The sequence below is a fragment of the Micromonospora lutea genome, from assembly GCF_016863535.1.
Taxonomy (GTDB): Bacteria; Actinomycetota; Actinomycetes; order Mycobacteriales; family Micromonosporaceae; genus Micromonospora; species Micromonospora lutea.
On record NZ_BOPB01000031.1, the window covers coordinates 64,906 to 88,557 of the forward strand.

At 68.5% G+C, this 23,652-nt stretch carries 21 protein-coding genes; 11 read left to right on the plus strand and 10 right to left on the minus strand.

The annotated features are described in order from the left end of the window. The first annotated feature begins 13 nt into the window (after positions 1-13). The gene (locus tag Vlu01_RS24325) at positions 14-2,071 is read left to right on the plus strand and encodes a SpoIIE family protein phosphatase (protein ID WP_204003652.1); all 2,058 of its coding nucleotides are present in this window, start codon (positions 14-16) and stop codon (positions 2,069-2,071) included. On the opposite strand, the gene Vlu01_RS24330 is transcribed toward Vlu01_RS24325, so the two are convergent. The 7 genes from Vlu01_RS24330 to Vlu01_RS24360 form a co-directional block, all read right to left on the minus strand. Beyond that, entirely contained in the window at positions 2,046-3,329 is a 1,284-nt protein-coding gene (locus Vlu01_RS24330) for an iron-containing alcohol dehydrogenase (protein WP_204003654.1), read from the minus strand. The genes Vlu01_RS24325 and Vlu01_RS24330 overlap by 26 nt on opposite strands. A 117-nt stretch (positions 3,330-3,446) precedes the next feature. After that, the gene (locus tag Vlu01_RS24335; protein ID WP_204003655.1) at positions 3,447-4,907 is read right to left on the minus strand and encodes an NAD-dependent succinate-semialdehyde dehydrogenase; all 1,461 of its coding nucleotides are present in this window, start codon (positions 4,905-4,907) and stop codon (positions 3,447-3,449) included. A gap of 268 nt (positions 4,908-5,175) precedes the next feature. Continuing rightward, positions 5,176-6,252 carry an ABC transporter ATP-binding protein gene (locus Vlu01_RS24340; RefSeq protein WP_204003656.1) on the minus strand — a complete coding sequence of 359 codons (1,077 nt, stop codon included), beginning with the start codon at positions 6,250-6,252 and terminating at the stop codon, positions 5,176-5,178. Continuing rightward, positions 6,252-7,319, minus strand: a complete 1,068-nt coding sequence (locus tag Vlu01_RS24345) for an ABC transporter ATP-binding protein (protein WP_204003663.1) — start codon at positions 7,317-7,319, stop codon at positions 6,252-6,254. The genes Vlu01_RS24340 and Vlu01_RS24345 overlap by 1 nt, the downstream gene beginning before the upstream one ends. After that, on the minus strand, positions 7,319-8,230 hold the full coding sequence (locus tag Vlu01_RS24350) for a carbohydrate ABC transporter permease (RefSeq protein WP_204003665.1): 912 nt from the start codon (positions 8,228-8,230) through the stop codon (positions 7,319-7,321). The genes Vlu01_RS24345 and Vlu01_RS24350 overlap by 1 nt, the downstream gene beginning before the upstream one ends. Then, on the minus strand, positions 8,230-9,138 hold the full coding sequence (locus Vlu01_RS24355; protein ID WP_239096098.1) for a carbohydrate ABC transporter permease: 909 nt from the start codon (positions 9,136-9,138) through the stop codon (positions 8,230-8,232). The genes Vlu01_RS24350 and Vlu01_RS24355 overlap by 1 nt, the downstream gene beginning before the upstream one ends. Positions 9,139-9,176: 38 nt before the next feature. Beyond that, on the minus strand, positions 9,177-10,562 hold the full coding sequence (locus Vlu01_RS24360; RefSeq protein ID WP_239096099.1) for a sugar ABC transporter substrate-binding protein: 1,386 nt from the start codon (positions 10,560-10,562) through the stop codon (positions 9,177-9,179). Between the two features lie 312 nt (positions 10,563-10,874). On the opposite strand from Vlu01_RS24360, the gene Vlu01_RS24365 reads away from it, so the two are divergent. From Vlu01_RS24365 to Vlu01_RS24380, 4 genes are all read left to right on the plus strand, one after another. Further along, on the plus strand, positions 10,875-11,618 hold the full coding sequence (locus tag Vlu01_RS24365; RefSeq protein WP_239096100.1) for a GntR family transcriptional regulator: 744 nt from the start codon (positions 10,875-10,877) through the stop codon (positions 11,616-11,618). 90 nt (positions 11,619-11,708) lie between these two features. After that, positions 11,709-12,278 carry a DJ-1/PfpI family protein gene (locus Vlu01_RS24370; RefSeq protein ID WP_204003674.1) on the plus strand — a complete coding sequence of 190 codons (570 nt, stop codon included), beginning with the start codon at positions 11,709-11,711 and terminating at the stop codon, positions 12,276-12,278. A 19-nt stretch (positions 12,279-12,297) separates the two neighbouring features. Continuing rightward, entirely contained in the window at positions 12,298-13,119 is an 822-nt protein-coding gene (locus tag Vlu01_RS24375; protein WP_204003676.1) for an alpha/beta fold hydrolase, read from the plus strand. Positions 13,120-13,355: 236 nt separating this feature from the next. Then, the gene (locus Vlu01_RS24380; protein WP_204003678.1) at positions 13,356-14,183 is read left to right on the plus strand and encodes an SAM-dependent methyltransferase; all 828 of its coding nucleotides are present in this window, start codon (positions 13,356-13,358) and stop codon (positions 14,181-14,183) included. 112 nt (positions 14,184-14,295) lie between these two features. Here Vlu01_RS24380 and Vlu01_RS24385 read toward each other — a convergent pair whose 3' ends face one another. Continuing rightward, a complete protein-coding gene (locus Vlu01_RS24385; protein WP_204003680.1) occupies positions 14,296-15,099 on the minus strand; it encodes a hypothetical protein in 804 nt (267 codons plus the stop codon). Positions 15,100-15,689: 590 nt separating this feature from the next. Between Vlu01_RS24385 and Vlu01_RS24390 the strand changes: the two genes are divergently transcribed. From Vlu01_RS24390 to Vlu01_RS24415, 6 genes are all read left to right on the plus strand, one after another. Then, positions 15,690-17,537, plus strand: a complete 1,848-nt coding sequence (locus Vlu01_RS24390) for an FAD/NAD(P)-binding protein (protein WP_204003682.1) — start codon at positions 15,690-15,692, stop codon at positions 17,535-17,537. Continuing rightward, positions 17,534-18,244: a class I SAM-dependent methyltransferase gene (locus Vlu01_RS24395; protein WP_204003685.1), complete on the plus strand. Its 711-nt coding sequence runs from the start codon at positions 17,534-17,536 to the stop codon at positions 18,242-18,244. The genes Vlu01_RS24390 and Vlu01_RS24395 overlap by 4 nt, the downstream gene beginning before the upstream one ends. 148 nt (positions 18,245-18,392) lie before the next feature. After that, a complete protein-coding gene (locus Vlu01_RS24400; protein ID WP_239096101.1) occupies positions 18,393-19,268 on the plus strand; it encodes a GHMP family kinase ATP-binding protein in 876 nt (291 codons plus the stop codon). Positions 19,269-19,305: 37 nt separating this feature from the next. Next, positions 19,306-20,013: an AzlC family ABC transporter permease gene (locus Vlu01_RS24405; protein ID WP_239096102.1), complete on the plus strand. Its 708-nt coding sequence runs from the start codon at positions 19,306-19,308 to the stop codon at positions 20,011-20,013. Further along, positions 20,013-20,312 (plus strand): AzlD domain-containing protein, encoded by a 300-nt coding sequence (locus Vlu01_RS24410; protein ID WP_204003690.1) that lies wholly within the window; start codon positions 20,013-20,015, stop codon positions 20,310-20,312. Before Vlu01_RS24405 ends, Vlu01_RS24410 begins: the two co-directional genes overlap by 1 nt. 192 nt (positions 20,313-20,504) lie before the next feature. Then, entirely contained in the window at positions 20,505-21,248 is a 744-nt protein-coding gene (locus Vlu01_RS24415; protein WP_204003693.1) for an alanyl-tRNA editing protein, read from the plus strand. Positions 21,249-21,299: 51 nt separating this feature from the next. On the opposite strand, the gene Vlu01_RS24420 is transcribed toward Vlu01_RS24415, so the two are convergent. Further along, entirely contained in the window at positions 21,300-22,472 is a 1,173-nt protein-coding gene (locus Vlu01_RS24420) for a class-II aminoacyl-tRNA synthetase family protein (protein WP_204003696.1), read from the minus strand. Continuing rightward, positions 22,469-23,650, minus strand: coding sequence for a cytochrome P450 (locus Vlu01_RS24425; RefSeq protein WP_204003698.1), 1,182 nt, complete (start codon positions 23,648-23,650; stop codon positions 22,469-22,471). The genes Vlu01_RS24420 and Vlu01_RS24425 overlap by 4 nt, the downstream gene beginning before the upstream one ends. Positions 23,651-23,652: the final 2 nt, after the last annotated feature.

Consider the following 23,652-nt stretch of genomic DNA (forward strand, 5'->3'; position numbering starts at 1 on the left):
ATGTCGGCAGGCGATGATGCCTGTGCGCGCGGCGGTGGCGCGTGAGGGAGGTGGCGAGGTGGACGACTGGCTGCCTGACGTTCAGGTGCTCGCCATGCTGGACCTGGAGCCGCAGGGCTGGATGGTGGCCCGGGCGGTGCACGATGGCAGCCTGATCGTTGACTTCGAGCTGGTCTACATCAACGACGCGGGTTGCCGCTTGGTCGGCCGGCCGCGCGGCGAGTTGGTCGGCCGCCGCTACCGAGACCTGTGGCCGGAGACCGTGCACGACGGGACGCTTCCGTTCTACCGGTCGGTCGTGGAGACGGGGAACCCGGCCCTACGCAACGTGTATTACGAGCGACAGTCCATCGCCGGACACTTCGAGTTCCGGGTGGGTCCGTACCGCGACGGGATCATCGTTCGGTGCGTGGACCTGCGCCAGGTGACGGTGTCTCCGCAGTCGGCAGGTGCGGTACGCCTGTACGACATGCTCGACACCGCGTTCGACGGGTTCACGGTGTTTCGTCCCGTGCGGGAGGGCAGTGACGAAATCGTGGACTTCGTCTGTGAATTCGTCAATCAGGTCGGGGCCAAATTGACCGGCTGCAGCGTCGAGGATGTGATCGGTCACCGGCTCAGCGAGATTTCTGCGCACAGCTGGGCCAGCGGGCTGTTCGATCGCTACCGCACGGTGGCCGAGACCGGAGAACCGTGGCGGCAGGAGCTCACGTATCCCGAGATCGGCCAGGTGTGGGAGATCAAGGTTGGGCGTACGAGCGGCGGTCATGTCGCGGTGTCCTTTCGAGAGATCACCGAGCAGGTCGACAAGCAGCGACAGATGGCCGAAAGCGCCGCCCGCGCCGAACAGGCCGCCGCCCGCGCCCGCAGCTTGGAGAGCGTGACCGCGGCATTGGTGGCGGCGAGCACGACAGCGCAGGTGTACACCGCCATCGGATCGGTGCTGCGGCCCTCGGCCGGCGGGCAGTCGCTGGCGCTGCTCCTGCGCCAGGATCAGTCCCTGCGCCTTGCCTACCACGCCGCGTACGAACCGGAGGTCGTCGCGCGACTGCATGATCTGCCGATCGAGCATCCCTACCCGGCGGCGACCGTCGCCCACACCGGAGAGCCGCGCTACCTGTCCTCACTGGCGCAGTTTCACGCCGCTCAGCCCGACCCAGAGACAGCCGTCCCGCCCGGGTCCCGCCAGGCGTGGGCCTTTCTCCCGCTGACCGTGGCCGGTGAGGTGCTGGGCGCGTTGGTCGTCGGCTATCGGGAACCGCGCGACTTCGATCCCGACACCAGGTCGACGTTGACAGCACTGGCGGGGTTGGGAGCCCAGGCACTTCAGCGGGCGATGCTCTTCGAGACCAGCGTGTCGATCGCCTCCGAGCTGCAGCATGCCCTGCTGCCGGCGACGCTGCCGCAGACGGCGGGGCTGCGGCACGCGGCCCGGTATCTGCCGTGGACGCGCGGCGCCGAGGTGGGCGGCGACTGGTACGACATCATTCCCATCAGTGCCGACCGTGTCGCCGTGGTGATCGGCGATGTCGCCGGCCACAACACCGCGGCTGCGGCGACGATGGGTCAGGTCCGTGACGCTCTGCGCGCGTACGCCATCGCCGGGCAGCGGCCCTCCATGGTCATGAACAACGTCAACCACCTCATCCGCGCTCTGCGGTTGAACACCATGGCCACCTGCTGTTACCTGCAGCTGGACGTCGCCGAGGGCGCGGTGACCGGAGTGCTTGCCGGGCATCCAGCCCCGATCCTGCGCGACGCACGAACCACCGGCCTGGTCCGCCTCTCCACCCACCCTGCCCTGGGTGTCTCCGACTCCGTTGTCTACCGCGAGAACAACTTCGACCTCCCGCCGGCCGCCACCTTGGTGCTGTACACCGACGGACTCGTGGAGGACCGCAGCCATCCGCTCGACCGGGGCCTGGCGGAGTTGTGCGCGGCAGTGAACGACGCGCCCCGGCTCGATCCGGCGGAGATCCTGGATCACATCCTGGCCAGTGACGTCGGACCGTGGCCGCGGCGCGACGACATCGCCCTGCTCTGTCTCACCCGGAACCCGCTTGAGCGCTGACCGGGCGATCCGGGCCCCGGTCACCATCTCTGCTCGGAGGCAGGAGGTGTCGGGTTCGATCCCCGGTCCAGGCCGCTTCGAGGATCGCGGTCAGGCTGGCGGTGTCGTTCGGGCCTGGATGGTTCTGGATCAGGCGGGTGACACCCGCGGCCATCTCCGCGAAGCGGGGGAGGTCGGCGCGTGCCACCCCGATGTCCGCCAAGGTGGGCGGGAGACCGATGTCGGCAAGGAACCCGTCGAGCCAGGCGAGGAACGTATCCGCGGCCTCGGCATCCGATGCGTCGGTCACGTCGAGCCCGCACACCCCGGCGAGGACGGCCAACCGGTCACTGATGGCGTCCCTGGCCGCATCCAGCGCGTAGGGCAGCAGCAGCCCGACGCCCAGGCCGTGCGGCGTGTGCGTGGCGGCGCCGATGGGGTACTGGAGGGCGTGCGGGGCCGCGGTGCCCGCGTGGGAAAAGGCGAGCCCGGCGAGCATGGACCCGTAGGACATGTCCGCGCGCGCGTCCGTGTCGCCTCCGTCCCTGACCGCACGGCGCAGGCTCCGGGCGATCCGCTCAGCAGCCAGGAGCGCGTAATGGTCGGTGATCGAGTTGCGGCCGAGGAACACCTGCTCCACCGGGTCGCGCGGTCCGTGGGCCCGGGGCCGGGCGGTGTAGCTCTCCACCGCGTGACAAAACGCGTCGATGCCGGAGTGGGCGGTGACGGTCGCAGGGCAGGTGTACGTGAGTTCCGGGTCGACGATGGCGAAGTCAGGGACGATGTGGACGCTGGAAACTCCCACTTTCAGTTCGCGGTCCGGGTCGGTCAACACCGCGACGGGGGTGAGTTCGGAGCCGGTGCCTGACGTCGTGGGGACCGCGACGAGAGGAATGGTCGGCCCCGGCACCTTCGACTCGCCGTAGAAGTCGCGCGGCGTCCCACCGTGTCGTCGGATGACGCCGACGATTTTCGCGAGGTCGATCACCGTGCCACCCCCGATGGCGAGGATCACGTCGGCGTCCACCTCGGCGGCGACCGAGACAGCCAGCGCGACGTCGGCAAGCGGCACGTCGGGAGTCGCGTCGGAGAAGACCTCGACGACCTCGACCTTCTCCCGCACGGCGGCGACGATCTCGGCCACGGCCGGCTGCCTCAGCAGCACCTGATCGGTCAAGATGAGGACGCGCGAGCCATTCTCGGCCACCACTCGTGGGATGTTCTGTGCGACCCCTTCGCCCACTATCAGCTGGCGTGGTCCGCGGACGGTCTCAAGCATGTCAGTGCCTCTCCGGAACGTCGGCGGCGATGTGCCGGACGCACGTCCAGGTCACCTGCGGGACCGGGATGGCGTCGGCGAGGTGATTCTCGGCGGGCGTCCGGAGCGGTAGGCCGGTCACGGTAGGTCGATCGCCGCGTAGGTGACGTCGAGGTACTCGAGGATGCCCTCGTGCGACCCCTCCTTGCCGAGCCCGGACTGCTTCACGCCGCCGAACGGAGCTGCCGGGTCCGAGATCAGGCCACGGTTGATGCCGATCATCCCGGTGTTCAGACCTTCGGTGAACCGGAGCGCCCGCTGGAGGTCCCGAGTGAAGATGTATCCGACGAGACCGTGCTCGGTGTCGTTGGCCTTCACCAGCACCTCGTCGTCGGAGGTGAACGAGATGATCGGCGCGACCGGGCCGAAGATCTCCGTCCGGAGCATCCGCGCATCGTCGGGCACGTCGACGAGGACGGTAGGCGGGTAGAAATGGCCCGGCCCTTCCGGACGCTCGCCGCCCACCAGGACCCGGGCGCCGCGATCGACCGCGTCGGCGACGAGCTCGTCGATCGCGGTGACCGAGGCCTCGTCGATCAACGCCCCGACGTCCACGCCGTCGTCGAGACCATGGCCCACCGAGAGCCTGCCCATCCGCTCGGCGAAGCGCGCCGTGAACTCCTCGCGCACCGGCTCCTCAACGTAGATCCGGTTGGCCGCGATGCAGGACTCCCCGATGTTGCGCATCTTGGCCACCATGGCACCGTCGAGCGCGACGTCCAGGTCGGCGTCGGCACAGACGATCAGGGCCGCGTTGCCGCCCAGTTCCATTGAGGTACGCAGCACGTTGTCCGCAGCCTGTCGGAGCAGCACGCGCCCGACCTCGGTCGACCCGGTGAACGACAGCTTGCGGGTCCGACTGTCGGCCAACAGCGCGGAGACCACCGCGCCGGAACGCTTGGTGGTCACCACGTTGACGACGCCCGGGGGAACGCCGACCTCCTCCATGATGCGGGCCAGCAACAGCATGGTGAGTGGCGTCTGGCCTGCTGGCTTGGTGATCGTGGTGCAGCCCGCGGCCAGCGCGGGGGCGATCTTGCGGGCGCCCATGGCCAACGGAAAGTTCCAGGGAGTCACGAACACGCACGGTCCGACCGGCTTCGGCACGGTGAGGATGCGGTATCCGCCTGCGGGAGCGGCGCTGTAGCGCCCCTCGACGCGTACCGCCTCCTCGGCGAACCAGCGGAAGAACTCGGCGCCGTAGGTCACCTCTGCCCGAGCCTCGGCGAGCGGTTTGCCCATTTCGAGCGTTATCAGCCGGGCGATCTCCTCGGACCGCTCGGTCAGTGCCCGGTACGTCGCGGTCAACAGCTCTGACCGTTTCCGTGGCGGGGTCGCCGCCCACGGGGCCGCTGCCGTGCTCGCCGCGTCCAGAGCGGCGAGCCCGTCAACGGCGTCGCCGTCCGCCACCTCGGCGATGGTCTTGCCGGTGGCCGGGTCCTCGACGGCAAAGGTGGCTCCGCTTGCGGCGTCGCGCCACGTCTCGCCGATCCGGAGCCGCCGGTGCTCGGGGGCCAGGACGTTCATCGGGTCGCTCAATGCCTCGCCTCCTGTGATCTTCCTGGTGGTCTCTGGTGTGCCTCAGTGATCGCGCTGTGCGGGTAGCCGGACGGCTCACCCGCCTCGTCCGGGCGAGGGGTGTCGAGCGGGTCGAATGGGGCAGTGGCTCCGGTCCGCGGGGCGACGGCCCCGCGCCACCGATCTCGCCGCCACGGCCGTCTCAGCGTTGTCAGGCCGTGCCCGGCGGCGACGGTCCGCTGAGGTTCGATGGCCGTGCGGACGCATGGTGCCGTCGCCGCCCGCGCGGTTACCGCCCAGCCTCGGACAGCGACAGTCCGGTGTCCGCATCGAACAGGTGCGCCCGGTCCAGGTCGACCGTGACAAGCAGCCGCTCGCCGGGCGTTCCGGTGACGGTGGGTCGTGCCTTGACCTTGAGGATCTCCGTCCCCACCTGGACGTCGACCACCGTGCGGTCACCGAGCGGCTCAATACCGTAGAGTTCCCCCGACAACGACGCGTCCCGACGCTGCTCAACGGACAGGTCCTCCGCGCGCAGGCCCAGCAGCAGCGCACGACCGTCCTCCGCGGTGGTCCAGCGAGGCCGCGGCAGTGTCCAGCCCTGCGCACCGACCAGGCGGTCACCCTCGGCGTGGCAGGCGAGCAGGCTGATCGGCGGGCTGCCGACGAATCCGGCGACCCACTTGTTGGCGGGACGCTCGTACACCTCGGTCGGTGTTCCGACCTGTTGCACCTTTCCCTCTTTGAGGACCGCGACGTGGTCGGCCATGGACAGGGCCTCGACCTGGTCGTTGGTCACGTAGACGAAGGTTGCTCCGAGGCTTCGGTGGATGCGGGTGAGCTCGGTGCGCATCTCGACCCGGAGTTTGAGATCGAGGTTCGTCAGCGGCTCGTCCATGAGAAATGCGCGCGGGTGTCGGACCAGCGCCCGGGCCAGGGCGACCCGCTGCATCTCACCGCCGGACAACTGCGCGGGACGACGCTGCAGCAGGCGTTCGATGTGCAACAGGCTCGACATCCGTTCGACGGCAGCGGCGATCTCGCTCGACGAACAGCGGCGTGCCCGCAGCGGCGATGCGATGTTCTCGTACGCCGTGTGTCGCGGGTAGAGGGCGTAGTTCTGGAAGACCATGGCCAGGTCGCGCGCGGCCGGGGCGTCACCGGTCGCGTCTCTCCCGTCCAGATGCACCGACCCGGCGTCAAGCTTTTCCAGCCCGGCGATTGCTCGTAGGGTCGTCGTCTTGCCTGCCCCGGAGGGCCCGAGCACGACGAAGAACGAGCCGTCCGGCACGTCCAGCGTCACCCCGTCCAGGGCCTGGACCTTGCCGAAGGACTTACACAGCCCGTGTGCTGCCACGGTTCCCATCAGGCCACCAGCTCTTCCGTGCTCACGTCGTAGACCACCGGGGTCTTGCCGGTGTGCCGTAGCCCGACCGCTGCGTCGGCGGCGAAACGGACCGTCGGGGGCATCCGAACCCGGACGTCGCGCTGGCCGCTGTGGTCGATCACGTAGATGATCTCGTCGCCCAGCCATTCCACCGAGACCACGCGGGCCGGGACCGAGTGTTTCGCCCCCGGTTCTGTGACCTCCAACGCCTCCGGTCGGACGCCGGCGACCAGGCGACGGTCACGCGGCAGACCGGGCGGTGGCGTGAGGGCCAGTCCGCCCTGACCGCGCAGCTTCCCGTCGGCCACCTCCACCTCGATCAGGTTCATCGGCGGGGAGCCGATGAATGCGGCGCAGAAGAGACTCGCCGGGCGGTCGTAGACTTCCAGCGGGGTGCCGATCTGCTCGACGCGACCCTTGTTGAGGATGGCGATCCGGTGCCCGAGCGACATCGCCTCGACCTGGTCGTGGGTGACGTAGACCATGGTCGCCCCCAGTTCCCCCTGCAGGTGTTTGATCTCCGTGCGCATGTCCGCCCGCAGCTCTGCGTCCAGATTGGTAAGAGGTTCGTCCATGAGAAATGCGCGTGGTCGTCGCACCAGGGCGCGAGCCAGCGCGACGCGTTGCTGCTCCCCGCCGGACAACTGGCGCGGTCGCCGGTCCAGGAGCGGCCCGAGCCGCATCAGCCGGGCGGCCTCGGCGACCCGCTCGCGTACCTCCGCCTTGGGCAGTCCCTCGGCCCGCAGGGGGAACGCCAGGTTGTCGCGGGTCTTCAGGTGCGGGTAGAGAGCGTAGAACTGGAACACCATGGCGATGTCGCGCTCGGCGGGCGGCAGGTCGTTGACCAGCGTGTCGCCGATGCGGATGTCGCCCGTTGTCTGTCTCTCCAGGCCGGCGATGGCCCGTAGCGTGGTCGTCTTGCCGCAACCCGAAGGGCCGAGCATCACGAACAGTTCGCCGTCGTCGATGGACAGGTCCACGTGGTCAACTGCGACCGTTCCGTCCGGGTAGCGCTTGTGCAGGGCGGTCACCTCGATGCCGGCCATCAGCGTCGCACCGCCCCGAGCGTCACACCGGCGATGAGGTGCTTGCGTACCAGGTAGGCGAAGACGAGCACCGGTAGGGCGAACACCACGGAGGCGGCGGCCACGAGGCCCCAGTCCGTCGTGGTGCCACCGATGAGGCCGGCGATGGCGGGTGGGGCCGTCCGCACGCTGTCGCTGGAGGTGAGGAAGATGGCGAACACGAACTCGTTCCACGAGAAGATGAGGGCGAAGACCGCCGTCGCGGCGATGCCGGGCACGAGCAGGGGGAGGGTGTGTCGCCAGAACGCCTGCAGCCGGGTGTAGCCGTCGAGCATGGCGGCGTCCTCGTACTCTGCGGGCACCTCGTCGACGAACCCCTTCATCATCCAGATCGTGAACGGGGCGTTGAACGCGGTGTAGATGAGGATCAGGCCGAGCTTGCTGTCGATGAGTCCGACCTGGCGGTACATGAGGAAGATCGGGATCACGACCACCACGGGCGGCATGAAGCGGGTGGACAGGATGAAGAAGAGCTGGTCCTTCTTGGCCTTGACGGCGAAGCGTGAGTAGGCCCAGGCCGCTGGTACCCCCAGCACGGTGGCGAGCACCGTGGAAACCCCGGCGACCACGGCGGAGTTGAGGAACGCGACGGACAGGTCCGAACGACCGCCGCCGGGGGCGACGAACACGTCCTTGAAGTGGTCGATGGTGACCGAGAAGCCGAAGAACTGGGCCGGAACGGCGTAGACGTCCCGGTTCTCCTTGATGGACGTTTCGATCATCCACAGCACCGGGAAGAGCATCACGACGGCCAGTACGGTCAGCAGCGCGATCTCCAGCACGGAGCGGCCCCGGCCGCCGAGGCGGCGTGTGGGGGGCGTGCGCTCCCGGGTGGGACCGGTGGACACGGCCTCGTCGACGGAGACGGCCATCAGCCCTCCTTGAGCTTGTTCAGGTAGCGCAGGTAGAGCTGCGTGAGGACGATGACGACGAGGACCATGAGGATCCCGTACGCCGAAGCGGTTCCGGTGTTGAAGCCCAGAAACGCCACCTTGTAGACGTGGAACGACAACGTCTCGGTGGAGACTCCCGGACCACCGTTGGTGAGGATGTAGACGAGGTCGAACAGTCGGAAGGCCTCGATGGCCCGGAACATCACGGCGATGAGGAGCAGCGGCCACACCAGCGGCAGAGTGATGGTGCGGAACCGGAACCACTCGGACGCCCGGTCGATGGAGGCGGCCTCGTACAGGTACTTGGGAACCGCGGTGAGGCCGGCAAGTGCGATGAGCATGATGAACGGCGTCCACTGCCAGGTGTCCACCACGATCAGGGAGATCAACGCCGTTCGCTGCCGGGTGAGCCACTCCACCTGCCCCAGGCCGAGCGAGCCGAGCATGCTGTTGATCACGCCGAATTGCGCGTCGAGCATGAATCGCCAGAACAGCCCGACCACGACCGGCGACAGCATCATCGGCACCAGGAACAGGGTGGTCAGCAGTCCCCGCCCGTGCGTGCGCCGTGAGATCAGGTAGGCGATGCCGAAGCCGAGCACGGTCTGCAGGGCGACCGCCCCGACCACGTAGATCAACGTCGTCAAGGCCCGCTGGTGGACCTGCGCCGAGGTCAGGATGGCGGTGTAATTCCCGAACCCGACGAAACGGGCGGGCCCTCCGCGAGTGGCCGAGTAGTCGGTGAAGGACAGGTACAACGCCCACAGCAACGGGAACACCGACATCGCGAGCAACAGCAGCAGCGCGGGCGAGATGAAGACCGTGGCGAGCACGCGGTCGCTCAGCCGGCGGGACCGGCCCGGTGCAGGTGGCGTCGCGGACGCCACCTGCCCGGGGTGGTCGGTCGTCGAAGGGACGGGGTCACTCACAGTCCGCCGCCGCCCTTGCGGCTGCTGGAGTCGAGCACGCTCTGCTGCTCCTTGGCGATGTCGTCGAGCGCTTCCTTCGGGCTCTTCGCGCCGTTGAGGGCCGCGTTCACGTTGGTGTTCTCGATGTCGACGAGGCGCGCGTACTCGGGCACGTTCCACATGTCCCGCATCCGCGGTACCGAGTCGGCGTACACCTGGTTGAACGGCCCGGCATTGAGGAACTCGGGCGACTTCAGGGCGTCGGTACGCGACGGCACGCCACCAGCCGCGGCCCACTTCTTCTGGACATCGGCCCGCTGGAACCACTTCATGAAGTTCAGTGCCTCAGTCTGGTTCGCCGTGGGGGAGTAGGCCGACACGTGCATCCCCATACCGCCGAGAGGGACCAGGTCGGTCTTCTGGCTCGGCAGGGTGGCAAAACCCAGCTTGTCGAGAATCTGTTCCCGCGTGGTGCCGAGCGTCGACTGCTTGGGATCGAGCAGGCCACCACTCGCGGCGATCCAGTTGAACGCGATGCATGCCTTGCCCTGGGCGACCGCCGCGTTCACCTCGTCGATGAACCAGTTGCCGGAGCCCCTGGCGGTCAGCGGCTTCATCTTGTTGACCAGGACGTCCATCGCCTCATGACCCGCAGCGTCGTTGAGGACGCCGTCGATCTTGCGGGTCTTGGAATCCCAGAGGTTGCCGCCGTAGACGCCGTTGACCGTGTTGTAGGTGACGGCTGCGGCGTCGGAGCCGTTGGCCTGGTGGAAAGCCAACCCGCTGACGCCAGGGTTGTCCGCCTGACACTTCTCGGCGACTGAGATCATCTCATCCCAGGTCTGCGGTGGCTTGTCGCCGATCAGGTCCTTGCGGTAGATCATCGTCCAGGTGTCGCCGAGCAGCGGCAACCCGTACAGGCTGGCGTTCTCGTCGCGCTTGCCGGTCTCCGCCTGGGGGAACTGGCCGTAGGCCGCCAGCAGGTACGGGTCGTAGGCCGCGACGTCGATGTTGGTCTTGACGAAGTCGGTGATGTCGAGGATGTTGCCGTTCGTCACGGCCTCGCCGATGTGTTGCGAGTCCAGGATCGCGATGTCGAAGTCGGTCTTGCGCGCGGCGAACTGGGTGAACATCGCGTCGTGCCAGTTCGCGTTCGGCACGGTGTTGACCTTGATCGTCGCGTTCGGTCGTTCCTTCTTGTACTCCGTGTTCGCGAAGGTTTCCAGCGCCTGCGCGGGGGGCCAGTCGAACCAGATGAAGCTGAGGGTCAGCGGGTCCGTGGTGAGCTCCGGGATGGTCGCCGGCGCCTTGGGGGCACTCGCCTTCCCGCCGTCGTCCTGGCCATCGCCGCAGGCCGCCATGGTCGTGGCCACCAGCAGCATGGCTGCCGTCGCCAGCTGCACCTTTCGCCGGGGAGCGGACATTCTTCCTATTTGCTGCGGATGCCGCATTCTCGCCTGCTTTCTGGGTGGGGACTTCTGCAACCTCGCTATGTGCTTCGCCGATCAGGTGCTGGTTGTTCAGGCGTCGCGCGGGCCGACCGGCGGCCCGGTGTCACGCGTACGCCGCGCTCTGCTGGATCGTCGTACCGCCGGTGCAGGTCGGCGGGTCATCGCCTGATTTCCTATACGATCCGGTTGGGGCGTCAGCATGTCGCAGAGTTGTGACTGATGTCAACAGGTACGCGAAGACGCAAGAAGGGACCTCACGTCACGATGGACGACGAAGGAATGATCGCGCGGGGCCGTCGGGCCGTGACGGGCGGAACGCCGTCGGGAAGATCCGGCGGCCGGCTTGCCGACGAGGTGTACGACGCGCTGCTCGGACAGCTGATGTCACTACGGATCGAGCCTGGTTCCCGCGTCACGATCGACGTGCTGGCGCGAGAGCTGGGGGTCTCGCAGACGCCGATCCGCGACGCTCTGAACCGGATGGAGGCCGAGGGGTTGGTCGTGCGGGTGCCCCATGCCGGCTACCGCATTCCGCCCCAGATCACCCGCCAGCGATTCGAGGACATGCTGGAGGTCCGTCTGCTCCTCGAGCCGGCAGCGGCGCGTAGGTCGGCCGAACGCGCGTCCCTGGAGCAGGTGGCCGGCCTGCGGCGAATGCTGGAGGAGATGGCGGAACTGGAAGGGGGTAGTGGGCCCACGGCCTACGGCGCCTTCGGTCTCCGCGACGCCGCTTTCCACGATCTCGTCGCCCTGAGCGCGGAGAACCAGGTGATCCGTGAGGCGCTTGCTCGCCTGCACAGCCACGTGCACCTCTTTCGGCTGCACCACGACGCCCAGGTCACCCACCTGGCCATGGCCGAGCACGAGGAGATCGTGGCCGCGATCGCCGCGCGTGACCCCGACGCCGCCGCCTACGCGATGCGTCGACACATCCTGCGGTCCGGCGAGCGTTTCCGACGGTTGTTCGACGAGGTCAAGGACGCGGACGCGGTGGCAGTGGAGGGTTGACGGGCGGGCCGGGCCGAGGAATGCTAGCCCAATCGGATCGTATCTGATTTTGATCGACTTCACCCGTCCCCCCGATGCGAGGAGAAGCAGGTGCCCAGAGCGCTGCTCCTGACCGGCGACGCCGCCGAAGAGCTCGACACCATGTATCCCTACTATCGCGTGCAGGAGGGGGGCTGGGACGTTGACGTCTCGTCGCTGACGATGCGTGACGTGCAACTGGTCATCCACGAGTTCGACCCCAACTCCGACGCCTACGTGGAGAAGAACGGCCGGAAGCTGCCAGTCGACGTGCCCTGGGCCGAGGTCGACGTCGAGCGCTACGACGCCCTCATCATTCCCGGGGGACGTGCACCCGAGTGGATCCGGGTGCACGACGATGTCAGGCGCATCACCGAGCACTTCTTCGCGCGCAACCTCCCCATCGCGCTGGTGTGTCACGGCGCGCAGGTACCAGCGGTGTATGGGCTGCTGAAGGGTCGAAAGACGGCGTGCTTCCCACCCATCACCGGTGACATGGAGAACGCCGGTGCGACCGTCATCGACGCCCCCGACGTCGTGGACGGCAACCTCGTCTCCTGCCGGGGGTGGCCCGACATGCCGCAGTTCGGCAGGGCGATGATGGAGGTCTTCTCGAAGTCCGTCAGTCCCGCATCGGCATGAGCACACCTGGCCCGCCCCGGTGACGACACGTCGGACCGTCACCGTCGACGGCTCCCCTGTCCACGTCCTGGAGAGCGGCACCGGGCCCGCGGTGCTGATGCTGCACGGCTCCGGGCCCGGCACGACCGGGTCCGGCGCCTGGGCGACGACGGTGCAGGCGTTGGGCGCGTCCTGGCACCTGGTGGCTCCTGACCAGGCGGGGTTCGGCCGTACACCTGTCCCGGCGGGTAGCAGGGGTGGGCGCCGGCTGTGGACGGAGCAGGCCGCAGGCCTGATGGATGCTCTCGGTGTCGACCGATACGCGGTGGTGGGTCACTCCATGGGCGGTGCCGTGGCGTTGGCGTTGGCGGCCGCGCGTCCCCGGCAGGTCACGCGGGTCGTGGCGGTCTCCACGATGGGCGCCCCCGGGGCGCCGCTCTCCGCCGAGCTCGACGCGGTCTGGGCCGCCTCCGCCGACCCCGCCGGGGCACGAGACATGCTGACTCGCCTCGTCCTCGACCAGGCGCTGGTGACCGATTCGGCCGTCGAGGCCCGGGCAGCGGCGATGCGAGCGGGGGCGACCGCGTACGCGTCGTTGTTTCCTCCACCCAGGGCACGATGGGTCGACGAGCTCACCATCTCGGCGCAGATGCTGGCAGCGGTCCGCGTGCCCGTGTTGCTTGTGCACGGCGCCGAGGATCGGGTCACCCCGCTCGAGACGGCAACGCGGCCCTTGCTCGAGCACCTGGCCGATGTCCGTCTGCACGTGCTCGGCCACTGCGGGCACGTGCCGGCAGTCGAGTACCCGTACGAGTTCCGGCAGCTGTTGTCGTGCTTCCTCGGCCAGGACCGCTGTCCCTGAGTTCGCTGCGACGGGTTGCGGTCCGAATCCGAGTAGCTCAGCACGCACGGTGTTCGTTTGGTGGCCACTGCGTCACCGACGTTTCGCGTGGTTGCGGGGTTGCGCTGGGCCAATCCGCTGGGAGCGATACCACCGGGGTGACAATCTGGACCGTCCGATCGCTACACTCCCGGACAGAGCTCGGGGCCACCAACCACAGCGCCCGGTGCGGTGATCAGAATCGGATGGAGAAGCCATTGACCCGCGATAAGGCCGCACCTCCCGGAATCGACCTCACCGTTCCCAGCGTGGCCCGGGTCTATGACTACTTCCTGGGCGGCAAGGACAACTTCGAGGTCGACCGTAAGGTCGCCGAGCACGCCCTGCGAATCACCCCGGACGGGCCGGCCGCCGGCCAGGCGAACCGGGCCTTCCTGCGCCGGGTGATCCGTTACCTTGTCACCGAGGCTGGCATCGACCAGTTCCTCGACATCGGGTCAGGACTGCCCACCCAGGGCAATGTGCACGAGGTCGCCGCCGCGCACAACCCGAACGCTCGGGTGGTGTACGTGGACAACGACCCGATCGTCCTGGCGCACGGGCGGGCGCTGCTCTCCGCGGAGGGCACGGCGACGGTGATCCAGGCCGACATCCGGCGACCGCAGGAGATCCTCAATGATCCGGACGCCCGCCGGTTCCTCGACTTCGACCGGCCGATCGGGTTGCTGCTCTTCGCGATCCTGCATCACCTCGGCGACGACGAGGAGCCGCGAGCGGTGGCGGCGGAGTTGATCGACGCGCTGCCGTCGGGCAGTTACGTGGCGATCTCGCACTTCCGTGATCCGGGCGAGCGGGACCCGGAAGGCTCGCGTAAGGCCCGTGAGGTCGAGCGGGTCTTCAACGAGTCGCTGGGCACCGGCCGCTGGCGTACCGACGAGGAGATCCTCTCCTTCGCCGGTGGGCTGGCGCTGCTGGAGCCGGGGCTGGTGCCGTTGGGCGAGTGGCGTCCGGATCCGGGCACGTCCGCTCCGAAGCAGACCGACACCTACCACACCTTCGTCGGACTGCTGGCCCGCAAACCGTAGGCTGTCGCGACGTACCCCGCCGACCATCATTGTCGCCGGCACGCAGGTTCTGGTCAGCGGGCCCAGCCAGAATCCAGACCGACGCCGCAGGATCAGGACGTTGCTGCCGCACTCAGATCCCGAAGCCGCCGGTACCGGCGAGGCCGGTGCCGCCCGGCCGCCGTGGTTGCTCCTTCTTCTGCTCAAGCCGGTACTGCCAGTTCCCGGCGAACCGGTGCCACCACAGCTCGAATCCTTCGTCGCCGAGCAGTTCCACGGCCTTCGCCACGGCATCAGCTTCCCACCGGAACGCCGTGATCCCCTTCTGCCGCTCCATCGCCGAGATGAGCTGGTCGGCGGTCGAGCCGTCCGATGCGGCCGCGTGCACATGAGCGGTGTCGCCCTTGCGCACGTACCTCCAGATCGGCGCACCCCTGATTGCCGCGATGGCCTTCTCCCGCGCGGCGATCGGGGCGTACACCGTGTCGAGTAACCGCGAGGCCGCCTCCCGCACCGGCGCGTACGCATTGTCCGCCGCATCGAGCGCCGCGCGGTGCCGCACCCGTGCGCGCTCGGCGGCGGCCTTGCGCCGGAACAGCGGTGGATGCTCCCGGGCTGCGTGCCGGTCACGCTCGGCGGCCTGGATCGCGGTCAGGTAGCTCTCCGCTGCGGCACGCCACTGCGTGGCCGTCGCTGGGTCGAGGTCCATCGTGAGGAACAGCCAGTCCCGCTGGGCAGGGCGCAGACCGAACCGGTCGGCCAGGTCACGGTCGATGAACGTGCGAGACCGGGAACGGTCGACCCACACCGCAGTCAGCACCGCGACCGGCTCGTTGTCCCACCGCGTGACCGTCGTCCTGGCCTCCCGTTCGACAATCGTGTCGCCTCGTGGCAGCTCGATCCGGAAGCGGTAGAGGATGACCTCGGTCGTCTCCATCGTTTTATTCTCCGCGGCGGTTCAACCATGGTCGAGCTCGGCGCCGCGCACGTCCCTGACGGCGTACCTGTTTGTGAAGTCGACGCTCGGGGCGATCTCGGGCCGGGACTACTGCCAGCGCAAACGGGTGGCGTGCAAAATTCACAGGGAAGCTTCGACCGCTGTTGGCGATCCCGCGACCGCTATGAATGATCACGGACTCGTCCTGTGGGGGATGCCCGCATAACGACAAGCTCTATGATCTACCGGATTGACAGGCCCGGATCGGGCCCGGTAACGTCTGCCGCACCGCAAATGCAAATGCGCATGTGCAAAGTCTCTGTACGCGCCACCATGAGCCGTGTCCAACATGTGGATGTCCATTGACGGGCCGCCGTCACGTCGATATAGGATTCGGTGGAAACATCTGCTGCGTCCGCTTGACCGTGGATTCTGTTGTTCGCAAGGTCGAGGCAGGTTGGCGTCGCCTCGCTGAAGTGCGCCGAATGTTCATCCGGAGTTTTCGCCTGCCGTGAATGAGGCCGCAGCGAGTCCTTTTTGAACATCGTGATGGTGGCGATCATCGTTTCGTGTCACGGGGGAAGTGCCGAATGCCGTCCGAGTACGCGGTGGCAATTGTTGGTCTGGGTTCGAGAGGGTGCAGCGTATTCGAACGTATCGTCGCGCTGGCCCGGCTCGGTGTACCTGGTGCGCCCACCCGGGTGGAGATTATCGACCCGCTATCCGGCGGGCAGGGCCTGCACGACATCGACCAGCCGGATTACCTGCTGCTCAATACGCTCTGCGGTGAAATCTCCATGTATCCCGACGACGAGTCGGTCGGGTCGTACTGTGGGCCGGTCGGCCCGGATCTGCACAGCTGGGTGACCGAGCGCGGCCTGCGGCTGGCCGAGGACGGACACACCCTCGGGCCCGCCGGCCGACCGATCCGACCCACCGACTTCCTTCCCCGACGCGTCCTCGGTGAATACCTGCGCTGGTTCTTTGCGGAGGTACGCCGTGGCGTGCCCGCCGGCATGCAGGTCACGGTGCATCGTTCCGCCGCCGTGGACCTCGACTCCAACCAGCGCGGTGGCGTGACCATCACCCTGGCGGACGGCTCCCACGTCCGCACCGACTACGCCTTCCTGACGATCGGACACACCAGCAACGAACCGCCGCCGGAGGGTGCCCACGATGCCGGGGCGGACCGTCGGATCATCGACCCGTACCCGCTGCCCCGGCGGCTGGACGTGATCGGCGCGGAGGAGACCGTCGCCGTGGCCGGCTTCGGACTGTCGGCGATGGACGTCATCGCCACCCTCACGGTCGGACGCGGCGGGAGGTTCGAGCGGCAGGGCGGTGCTCTGCGGTACCGGTCGAGCGGTGCCGAACCGCGAATCCTGCTGTACTCCCGATCCGGCATGCCGTTCCGGGCACGGCCGGACCGGGCCGAGATCTCCACCGCCTTCCCACCGATCGCGCTCACCCGGGCCGCGGTACGCCGGCTGCGCGACGCCGGGCCGATCGACGTCGACCAGGCGATTCTGCCCCTGTTGATGATCGAGATGCGGATTGCCTACCACCGGTGCCGCACCCTGCTCAGGGACGGACCGGACGCGCAGCAGCAATTGGCCGCCGATCTGGCCAAGGCTGAGGCTGAGGGCACGCTGGTCGCTGCGGTGGACTCACTCGACCGGCTGCAGGGCGGAATCGATCCCGCCGAACTCTGGGACAACGCAGCAGCCGCGCGCCTGGAGGACAGCGACACGTACCAGCGTTGGTTGCTGGCCACCATCCGGGCCGACCTCGACGAGGCCGACCGGGGAGTGCTGGGGAGCCCGGTCAAGGCCGCCTTGGAGGCGATCCGCGACGTCCGGGATTTCCTGCGCGACGCGGTCGCTGCCCACGGCCTCACGCCAGGCTGCCGGGAGCACTTCTTCGGGCGGGTCGTGCCCCTGATGAACCGGGCCGTCGTCGGCCCGCAGAAGGATCGCCACCACGAGTTGGTCACCCTGGCGGAGGCCGGTCTGATCCGGTTTCCCCTGGGACCCGCGCCGCGCACCGCCTTCGACCCCCGTACGGGTCGCTGGGAACTGACCTCCACCCGCCTGGCCAGGGTGCACCGCGAACACGCCGACTGGCTCTGCGCCGGCAGTTCACCCTGGCCCGCCGTGCACTCCTCAGCCAGCCCTTTGGTGCGCTCGTTGTACCGGCGAGGACGGCTCCGCCGGCACGCACCCGGCAGCGCCGTGGTGCACGCCGCCGACGTCGACGCGAATCTGCATCCGGTGGGTGCGGACGGTAGCGATCCGCGTCTCTGGTTGATCGGTCCGCTGTGTGAGGGCCCCACCTTCTACAACCACCTGATCCCGACCCCGGGATACTCCCGCGCATTCGTCGACGCGCACCGCTGCGTCGCGGAAATGTTCCACCAGCAGAAAGGACTGCAGTCATGAGCACTCTGGCCGAGGCCGACGAGGCTGCCAAGCACCAGTGGAACGACGCGTATCAGCTCGATGGGCACCCCAACCTCTGGGGTGATCCGCCGGTGCCGTACGTGGTGAACGCGGCAAAACTCTTCGCCGACCACGACGCGATGGTCGTGCTGGACCTGCCGTGTGGCGACGGACGGAATCTGTCCCCGTTGGCGCAGGCGGCAACGGTGGTGATCGGTGGCGACACCTCCGTCAACGCGATGAACCTCGCCCGACGGGTGATCGCCAAAGCCAACGCCGACAATGTCGTCCTCCGCGCGGTGGACGTCTTCGCCACCGGCATGCCCGACGACGCCGTCGACGGCATCTTCTGCTGGGATCTGCTGGGCCACCTCACCGAGCCGGTCAAGGCGCTCCAGGAGCTGTACCGGATCTGCCGACCCGGCGGACACATCGTCGCGAACATGTGGACCATGAACGACTGCCAGGTCACCGATCCTGGAATGGTCGAGACCGGGCCCAAGGAGTACCTCGACCACGCCGGCTTTTACTGCAAGTTCTACGACCGCGACGATCTGACGGCGTATCTGGAGGCCGGTGGGGTCAGCGACGAGGTCGCCACGGTGGAACTGCTGCGCTGGACGGAGCCGCCGCATGCCGGATACCGGCCCTGGTTCCACGAGCACGAGAGTCTCGCCTTCACCATTCGGAAGCGGACCAGGCGGTGACGCCGCACTAGTGGTCAGGGCCGCCCCTTCCGGCGTCGACCGACCGCCCATTCTCCAATCCACCGACAATTGACATCATTCAAACGGGGGCTCGATGTATCTGGGGAAGGTTACGGGCTTCGGGACAGCCAACGGAACGTTCGGGGAATTGCTGCAGGGTGTCCTGCCGGAGGAGGAACGCCACTTCCTGGTGACCCTCCCGATCGCGGGCTGGGCACACGCGGCGTTCCACTACCTCCCGGACAGTCCGGAGGTGGCGGTACGGCCGTCACACAAGACCAAGGCCCGCCGGCTGGCGACGCGCCTGCTGCGCACGTACGGGATATCCGGCGGCGGCATGGTGGAACTCGACGGTGCGCTGCCGGAGGGAAAGGGCCTGGCCAGTTCCTCGGCGGACCTGGTGGCCACCGCCCGGGCCATCGCCGACGCCATCGGCATCTTCCTCGACGCCGCGGCGATCGAGTGTCTCCTACGTGACGTGGAACCCTCCGACGGGGTGATGTATCCCGGCATCGTCAGCTACCACCATCGAGAGGTCCGGGTGCGGGAAGAGCTCGGATTCCTGCCGCCGCTCACCATCCTGGCGCACGACGTCGGCGGCATGGTCGACACGATCCGGTTCAACCGGTCGACCGCTCTGCCCCCGATGCGGGTCCGTCACGAGTACCGGACGCTCCTCGACGAGATGAGCGCCGCCGTGCGCACCGGTGACCTGGCCACGGTCGGCCGAATTGCCACCCGTAGCGCCGAGTTGCACGTGCAACGGCATCCTCGTGCCGATTTCGCCCAGATGCGTCGGCTGTGCCATGAGGTCGGCGGCCTGGGGCTGGCGATCGCGCACAGCGGTACCTACCTCGGTATCCTGCTCGGCGAACACCGAGAGGGTGAGGAGCGGACCACTGCCGCCCTCGCCCGCTGCGCCGAACTGCCCGGTGAGGTGCGGGTCTTCCGAACCCTCGGCGTCGCCGACTATCCACCGTGCCCGCTGTCGTCAGGCACACGAGCCGGCGCGGCGAAGGGATGACCGAGCTGCGCGAGCAGGTACGCGGAGGGATGCCGACGTGAGTACGACAGGCACGATCACGGATCGAAGTTGGCCGCAGGCGCGTGCCGCTGTCCTGCGCGACGCCGTCGGGGTGGGCGTGGCCGTCGGCGCGCTGGGGCTCTCCTTCGGCGCGCTCTCGGTCCTGGCCGGCTTCACCGTCGCGCAGACCTGTGCGCTGTCGCTGCTGATGTTCTCCGGCGCGTCGCAGTTCGCCGTGATCGGGGTGATGGGTGCCGGGGGTGGGGCACTGACCGGCGCGGCCACGGCCACCCTGCTGGGGGTGCGGAACAGCCTCTACGGCCTGAATCTGGCGTCCCTGTTGCGGCTACGTGGAGCGCGGCGTCTGGTCGGCGCGCACCTGGTGCTCGACGAGAGTTCGGCGATGGCGATGGCCCGTACTGACCCTCGCGAGGCCCGTCTGGCGTTCTGGGCCACCGGCATCTCGGTCTTCGTCCTGTGGAACATCGCCACGCTGGCTGGTGCGCTCGGCGCACACGTGCTGCCCGACCCGGAAGCACTCGGACTCGACGTGGCCGCACCGGCGGCGTTCGTCGCCCTGCTGCTACCGCGGCTGCGTGGCCGGCGGCTCTGGGCACTCGCCGTCGCCGCGGCGGTGATCGCGCTGATCATGGTGCCGTTGTTGCCCGCTGGGATGCCGGTGCTGGTGGCCGGGCTGACCGCCATCGTCGCGGCGTTCGCCGTCCGTCGGGCTGGTGACCGCTGATGTGGACCGCGATCCTGCTCGGCACCCTCGGGGTCTACCTGCTCAAGCTCGTCGGGCTCTGCGTGCCCAAGTCGGTGTTGGAACAGCCGCAGGTGCAGGAGGCTTCGGCGTTGCTGCCGGTGGCGTTGCTGGCTGCCCTGGTGGCGGTGCAGACCTTCGCCGCCGGCCATGATCTGGTGATCGACGCGCGCGCCGCCGGATTCGCCGTCGCCTTGGTCGCGGCGTTGCTGCGGGCACCATTCTTGCTGGTCGTCGCCCTCGGCGCCGGCACCGCCGCCGTGCTGCGTCTGATCACTTAGCGCGACCTCCGCCTTGCCGCCCTCGGCCAGGAACCGGCTCGCCTCCACCGTCCTATTGCCGGTCGTTTTTAGCGCCACCCGGGTGTTTGTTCTCGGTGTCCAGCGCACGAATAATCGTGGTGCAGATGACCACACGATCGCTGAAGGGGGACGGAGTGGCGGGCCGCCAACGGACGCCCTCCCCATTTACCTATGGGTATTGATCACCATGGCCGGACTCAACGCCTGGACTGGGCAGACGTCACGCTTCGCGAATGGGACTGCACGGTGCTGTGGTCGGATCCAGCGGATCCCGACCAGGGCATCGTGCTGGATCGGTCCGCGTTCTACCCCGGTGGTGGCGGTCAGCCGCCGGACCACGGCGTGCTGATCTGGCAGGGCGTGCAGACGCGGATCGTCGGCACCCGCAAGGGCGACGACCTCTATCTGTTGCCGGCGCCCGGGGATCCGGTGCCACCGGTCGGCACCACGGTGACCGGTGCGATCGACGACGACCGCCGTACCTCGCTCATGCGTACCCATTCGGGTTTGCACGTGCTCTGTGGCACCGTCTTCCGCGATTTCAACGTCCTGGTGACCGGTAGCAACATGGAGCCCGGCGAGGCCCGCATGGATTTCAACCTGCCGGAAGTTCCGCCGGGCTTCAAACAGAGCCTGGAGGATGCGGTGAATGCTGAAATCGCCGCAGATCGCAAGATCGTTGTTCGGATGCTCACCCGAGAGGAGGCGAACGCGACTCCCGACCTGGTGCGGACCCAGTTCAAGGCGCCGCCGGAGCTACCTCAGGTGCGGGTGGTGGACATCGTCGGGCTCGACGTGCAGGCCGACGGGGGCACTCATGTGGCGTCGACCGGCCAGATCGGGCGGGTGACCGTCACCAAGGTCGAGAGCAAGGGTCGGCAGAACCGGCGGGTCCGGATCAAACTGGGTTCCTGACATCCGGGGACGGGGCCGGCGGCCGCGCCGCCGGCCCGTTCCGTACCCCGGTCAGCGGGTGTCGGGCAGACCGCGCCGCAGGATCGCGGGCCACTGCTGCGGATCGTCGCCGAGGTAGCCGTGGATCCAGTGCAGCCAGCGGTCCATGCCGAAGCCGACGCACGCGGACGACGCCGTCGCTCCGGAGGCTTCGGTCATCGCGAAGCCCTGACCGAAGTGCTGCTGGTGCAGGTTGACCGAGCTGACCGCGACTGCCGCACCGCTGCTCGCCATCCGCCCGCACACCTCCTGCTTGAGATCCCAGGTGGCCTGGTAACCGGCGAGGTCGGCACGGCTGTCGGTGAAGAACGGGTCGTTGGCCGAACCGATCCGTGCTGGCAGCCCCAGTTCCCGGACCAGCTCGGTGAGATCGGTGAGTGCCCGATCGCGGAACCGGCGGGCACCGGCCCGATCACCCACGTAGACCACCTCGCGCATGTCGAAGGACCAGAGCCGGGTGGCCTCGGTCGTGGTGCCGGCCTCGTACCGGCCGCACGACTGACGGGCGGTGGCGATCAGCGGTTCGGTGAGCCGGGTTCCGTTGAGCGCGGCGAACAGGTGCAGGCACACGGTCGGCGCCACGGCCACCGGTGCCTCCCGCAGGTCGGCCCGGCGCTCGGCGGCGGTTCGGGCCCGGGCGAATCGGTCCAGCGCCGGTAGGTCGGAGGCCACCACGGCGCAGGTGGTCAGGTGCTGCGGGAAGGTGCGGGCGTAACCGGCCCGCTCGATGGTTTCCCAGGCCACCAGGTGGGGGACCAGGTACTCGTCGGCCCCCCAGCGCCGGGCCAGATCGAGAAAAAGCCCGTCCAGGGCACGGACGAGCCGGGCCGAACCTGGGCCGTGTACGGCCAGGCCGGGCCCGACGGTGAAGCGGACCGGGCCACTGTCGGCACCGGTGACCGGGGCCACGTCGGTGGACCAGGAGTCGTACACGATCCGGGCCTGCCGTGCCGGCACGACGCGGGAACGCTCCAGGGCCTCGCTCAGCCGTTGCTCGACCTTCTCTGCCACGCTGTCGTCCACGTGGTAGACCACGGTGAGCTGGTCGGCGTGATCACACTCCCACGACCAGGCCTCGTCGAGACAGTAGGGAAGCAGATCGTCGAAGCATCGCCGGCCGTCCGGCGTGAGGCGGACATCCGCCTGCCACACCCGCGGTGCCGGCGTCACGATCGGAGCGCTCATCGTCGGCTTCCGGGCCGGCAGTCCAGCCGTAGGCCGGTGGCGGCGCGGAAGCCGCGTCCTCGTACCGGCGGGATGGAACCGAGGGGATGTATCTCCGCCACCCGCTCCACCAGCGCCTCCAGCACGACCTCCAGCTCGGCCTGGGCGAGACCCATCCCGAGGCAGACGTGTCGGCCAGCGCCGAAGGCCAGGGACGGTCGGTCCCGGCGGGTGTGATCGAACCGGTGCGGATCCGGATAGATGCCCGGGTCCCGGTTGGCGGCGGCCAGGCAGACCTGGACCGGAGTTGCCCGTGGAATCGGTACCCCGGCCAACTCGACGTCGGAGGCCGCGAACCGCAACGTCACATGCAGCGGCGGCTCGTGCCGCAGCGTCTCGGCGACGATCGCCGGGACCAGTGCGTGGTCGGCGGCGACCGCGGCGTACAGCGCGGGATCCCCGGCCAGCCGAGCGAAGAGGTTGGTGATCGCCGCCGCCGTCGTCTCGGTGCCCGCGGCCAGCAGCAGGATCGCGTTGTTGACGACGTCGGCTTCCGTCAACACCTCTTCGGCGGCGAGGACGGCGAGGATGCCTCCGTGATCCGGGCCGGCGGCGATCCGGCTGCGGAAGTACGCGGCGAGCTCCCGCCGCCGCTGCACCACCGCCGCCAGCGGCACCGGCGCGTGGTCGACGTACTCGACGAGGGGCCGCATCGCTTCGTGCAGCCACTCGGCGTCCGCGTCGGGCAGCCCCATGAAGCGGCACACCACCCGCATCGGCAGGGAAGTGGCCAGCCGGTCGACGAGATCCGGGCGGGCGTCGGCCAGCAGGTCGTCCAGAGCGGCCGCGGCCAACGGAGCGATGATGTCGCGGGCGAACTCGGCCACCTTCCGCGGACGCAGAACCCCGGCCGTCGCTGCCCGTGCCCGGGTGTGCGCCGCTCCCTCCTGGTCGAGCATGGACGGCCCGAACGCCCGTCGGCTGGTGCGGAACGGATGGTAGACGGTGAAGTCCGACGAGGTGACGACCCGACGCACCAGGTCGTACCCGACCACGAAGTACGAGTCGAGGGCGGGAACGAACGACACCGGTTGGTGCTCGCGGTGCCAGTCGTACAGCGGCCACGGGTTGGTCTGGAAGACCGGGTCGGCGAAGTTCAGTTCACCGGCCGGCCCGGCGGTCAGATCGACCGTCGGCATGG

Bases quoted from the DNA above. Each gene is read 5' to 3' on its own strand.
- Vlu01_RS24325 (WP_204003652.1), top strand. From the start codon at position 14: ATGATGCCTGTGCGCGCGGCGGTGGCGCGTGAGGGAGGTGGCGAGGTG.
- Vlu01_RS24330 (WP_204003654.1), bottom strand. From the start codon at position 3,329: ATGCTTGAGACCGTCCGCGGACCACGCCAGCTGATAGTGGGCGAAGGG.
- Vlu01_RS24340 (WP_204003656.1), bottom strand. From the start codon at position 6,252: ATGGGAACCGTGGCAGCACACGGGCTGTGTAAGTCCTTCGGCAAGGTC.
- Vlu01_RS24345 (WP_204003663.1), bottom strand. From the start codon at position 7,319: ATGGCCGGCATCGAGGTGACCGCCCTGCACAAGCGCTACCCGGACGGA.
- Vlu01_RS24350 (WP_204003665.1), bottom strand. From the start codon at position 8,230: ATGGCCGTCTCCGTCGACGAGGCCGTGTCCACCGGTCCCACCCGGGAG.
- Vlu01_RS24365 (WP_239096100.1), top strand. From the start codon at position 10,875: ATGGACGACGAAGGAATGATCGCGCGGGGCCGTCGGGCCGTGACGGGC.
- Vlu01_RS24385 (WP_204003680.1), bottom strand. From the start codon at position 15,099: ATGGAGACGACCGAGGTCATCCTCTACCGCTTCCGGATCGAGCTGCCA.
- Vlu01_RS24390 (WP_204003682.1), top strand. From the start codon at position 15,690: ATGCCGTCCGAGTACGCGGTGGCAATTGTTGGTCTGGGTTCGAGAGGG.
- Vlu01_RS24395 (WP_204003685.1), top strand. From the start codon at position 17,534: ATGAGCACTCTGGCCGAGGCCGACGAGGCTGCCAAGCACCAGTGGAAC.
- Vlu01_RS24410 (WP_204003690.1), top strand. From the start codon at position 20,013: ATGTGGACCGCGATCCTGCTCGGCACCCTCGGGGTCTACCTGCTCAAG.
- Vlu01_RS24415 (WP_204003693.1), top strand. From the start codon at position 20,505: ATGGGTATTGATCACCATGGCCGGACTCAACGCCTGGACTGGGCAGAC.
- Vlu01_RS24420 (WP_204003696.1), bottom strand. From the start codon at position 22,472: ATGAGCGCTCCGATCGTGACGCCGGCACCGCGGGTGTGGCAGGCGGAT.
- Vlu01_RS24425 (WP_204003698.1), bottom strand. From the start codon at position 23,650: ATGCCGACGGTCGATCTGACCGCCGGGCCGGCCGGTGAACTGAACTTC.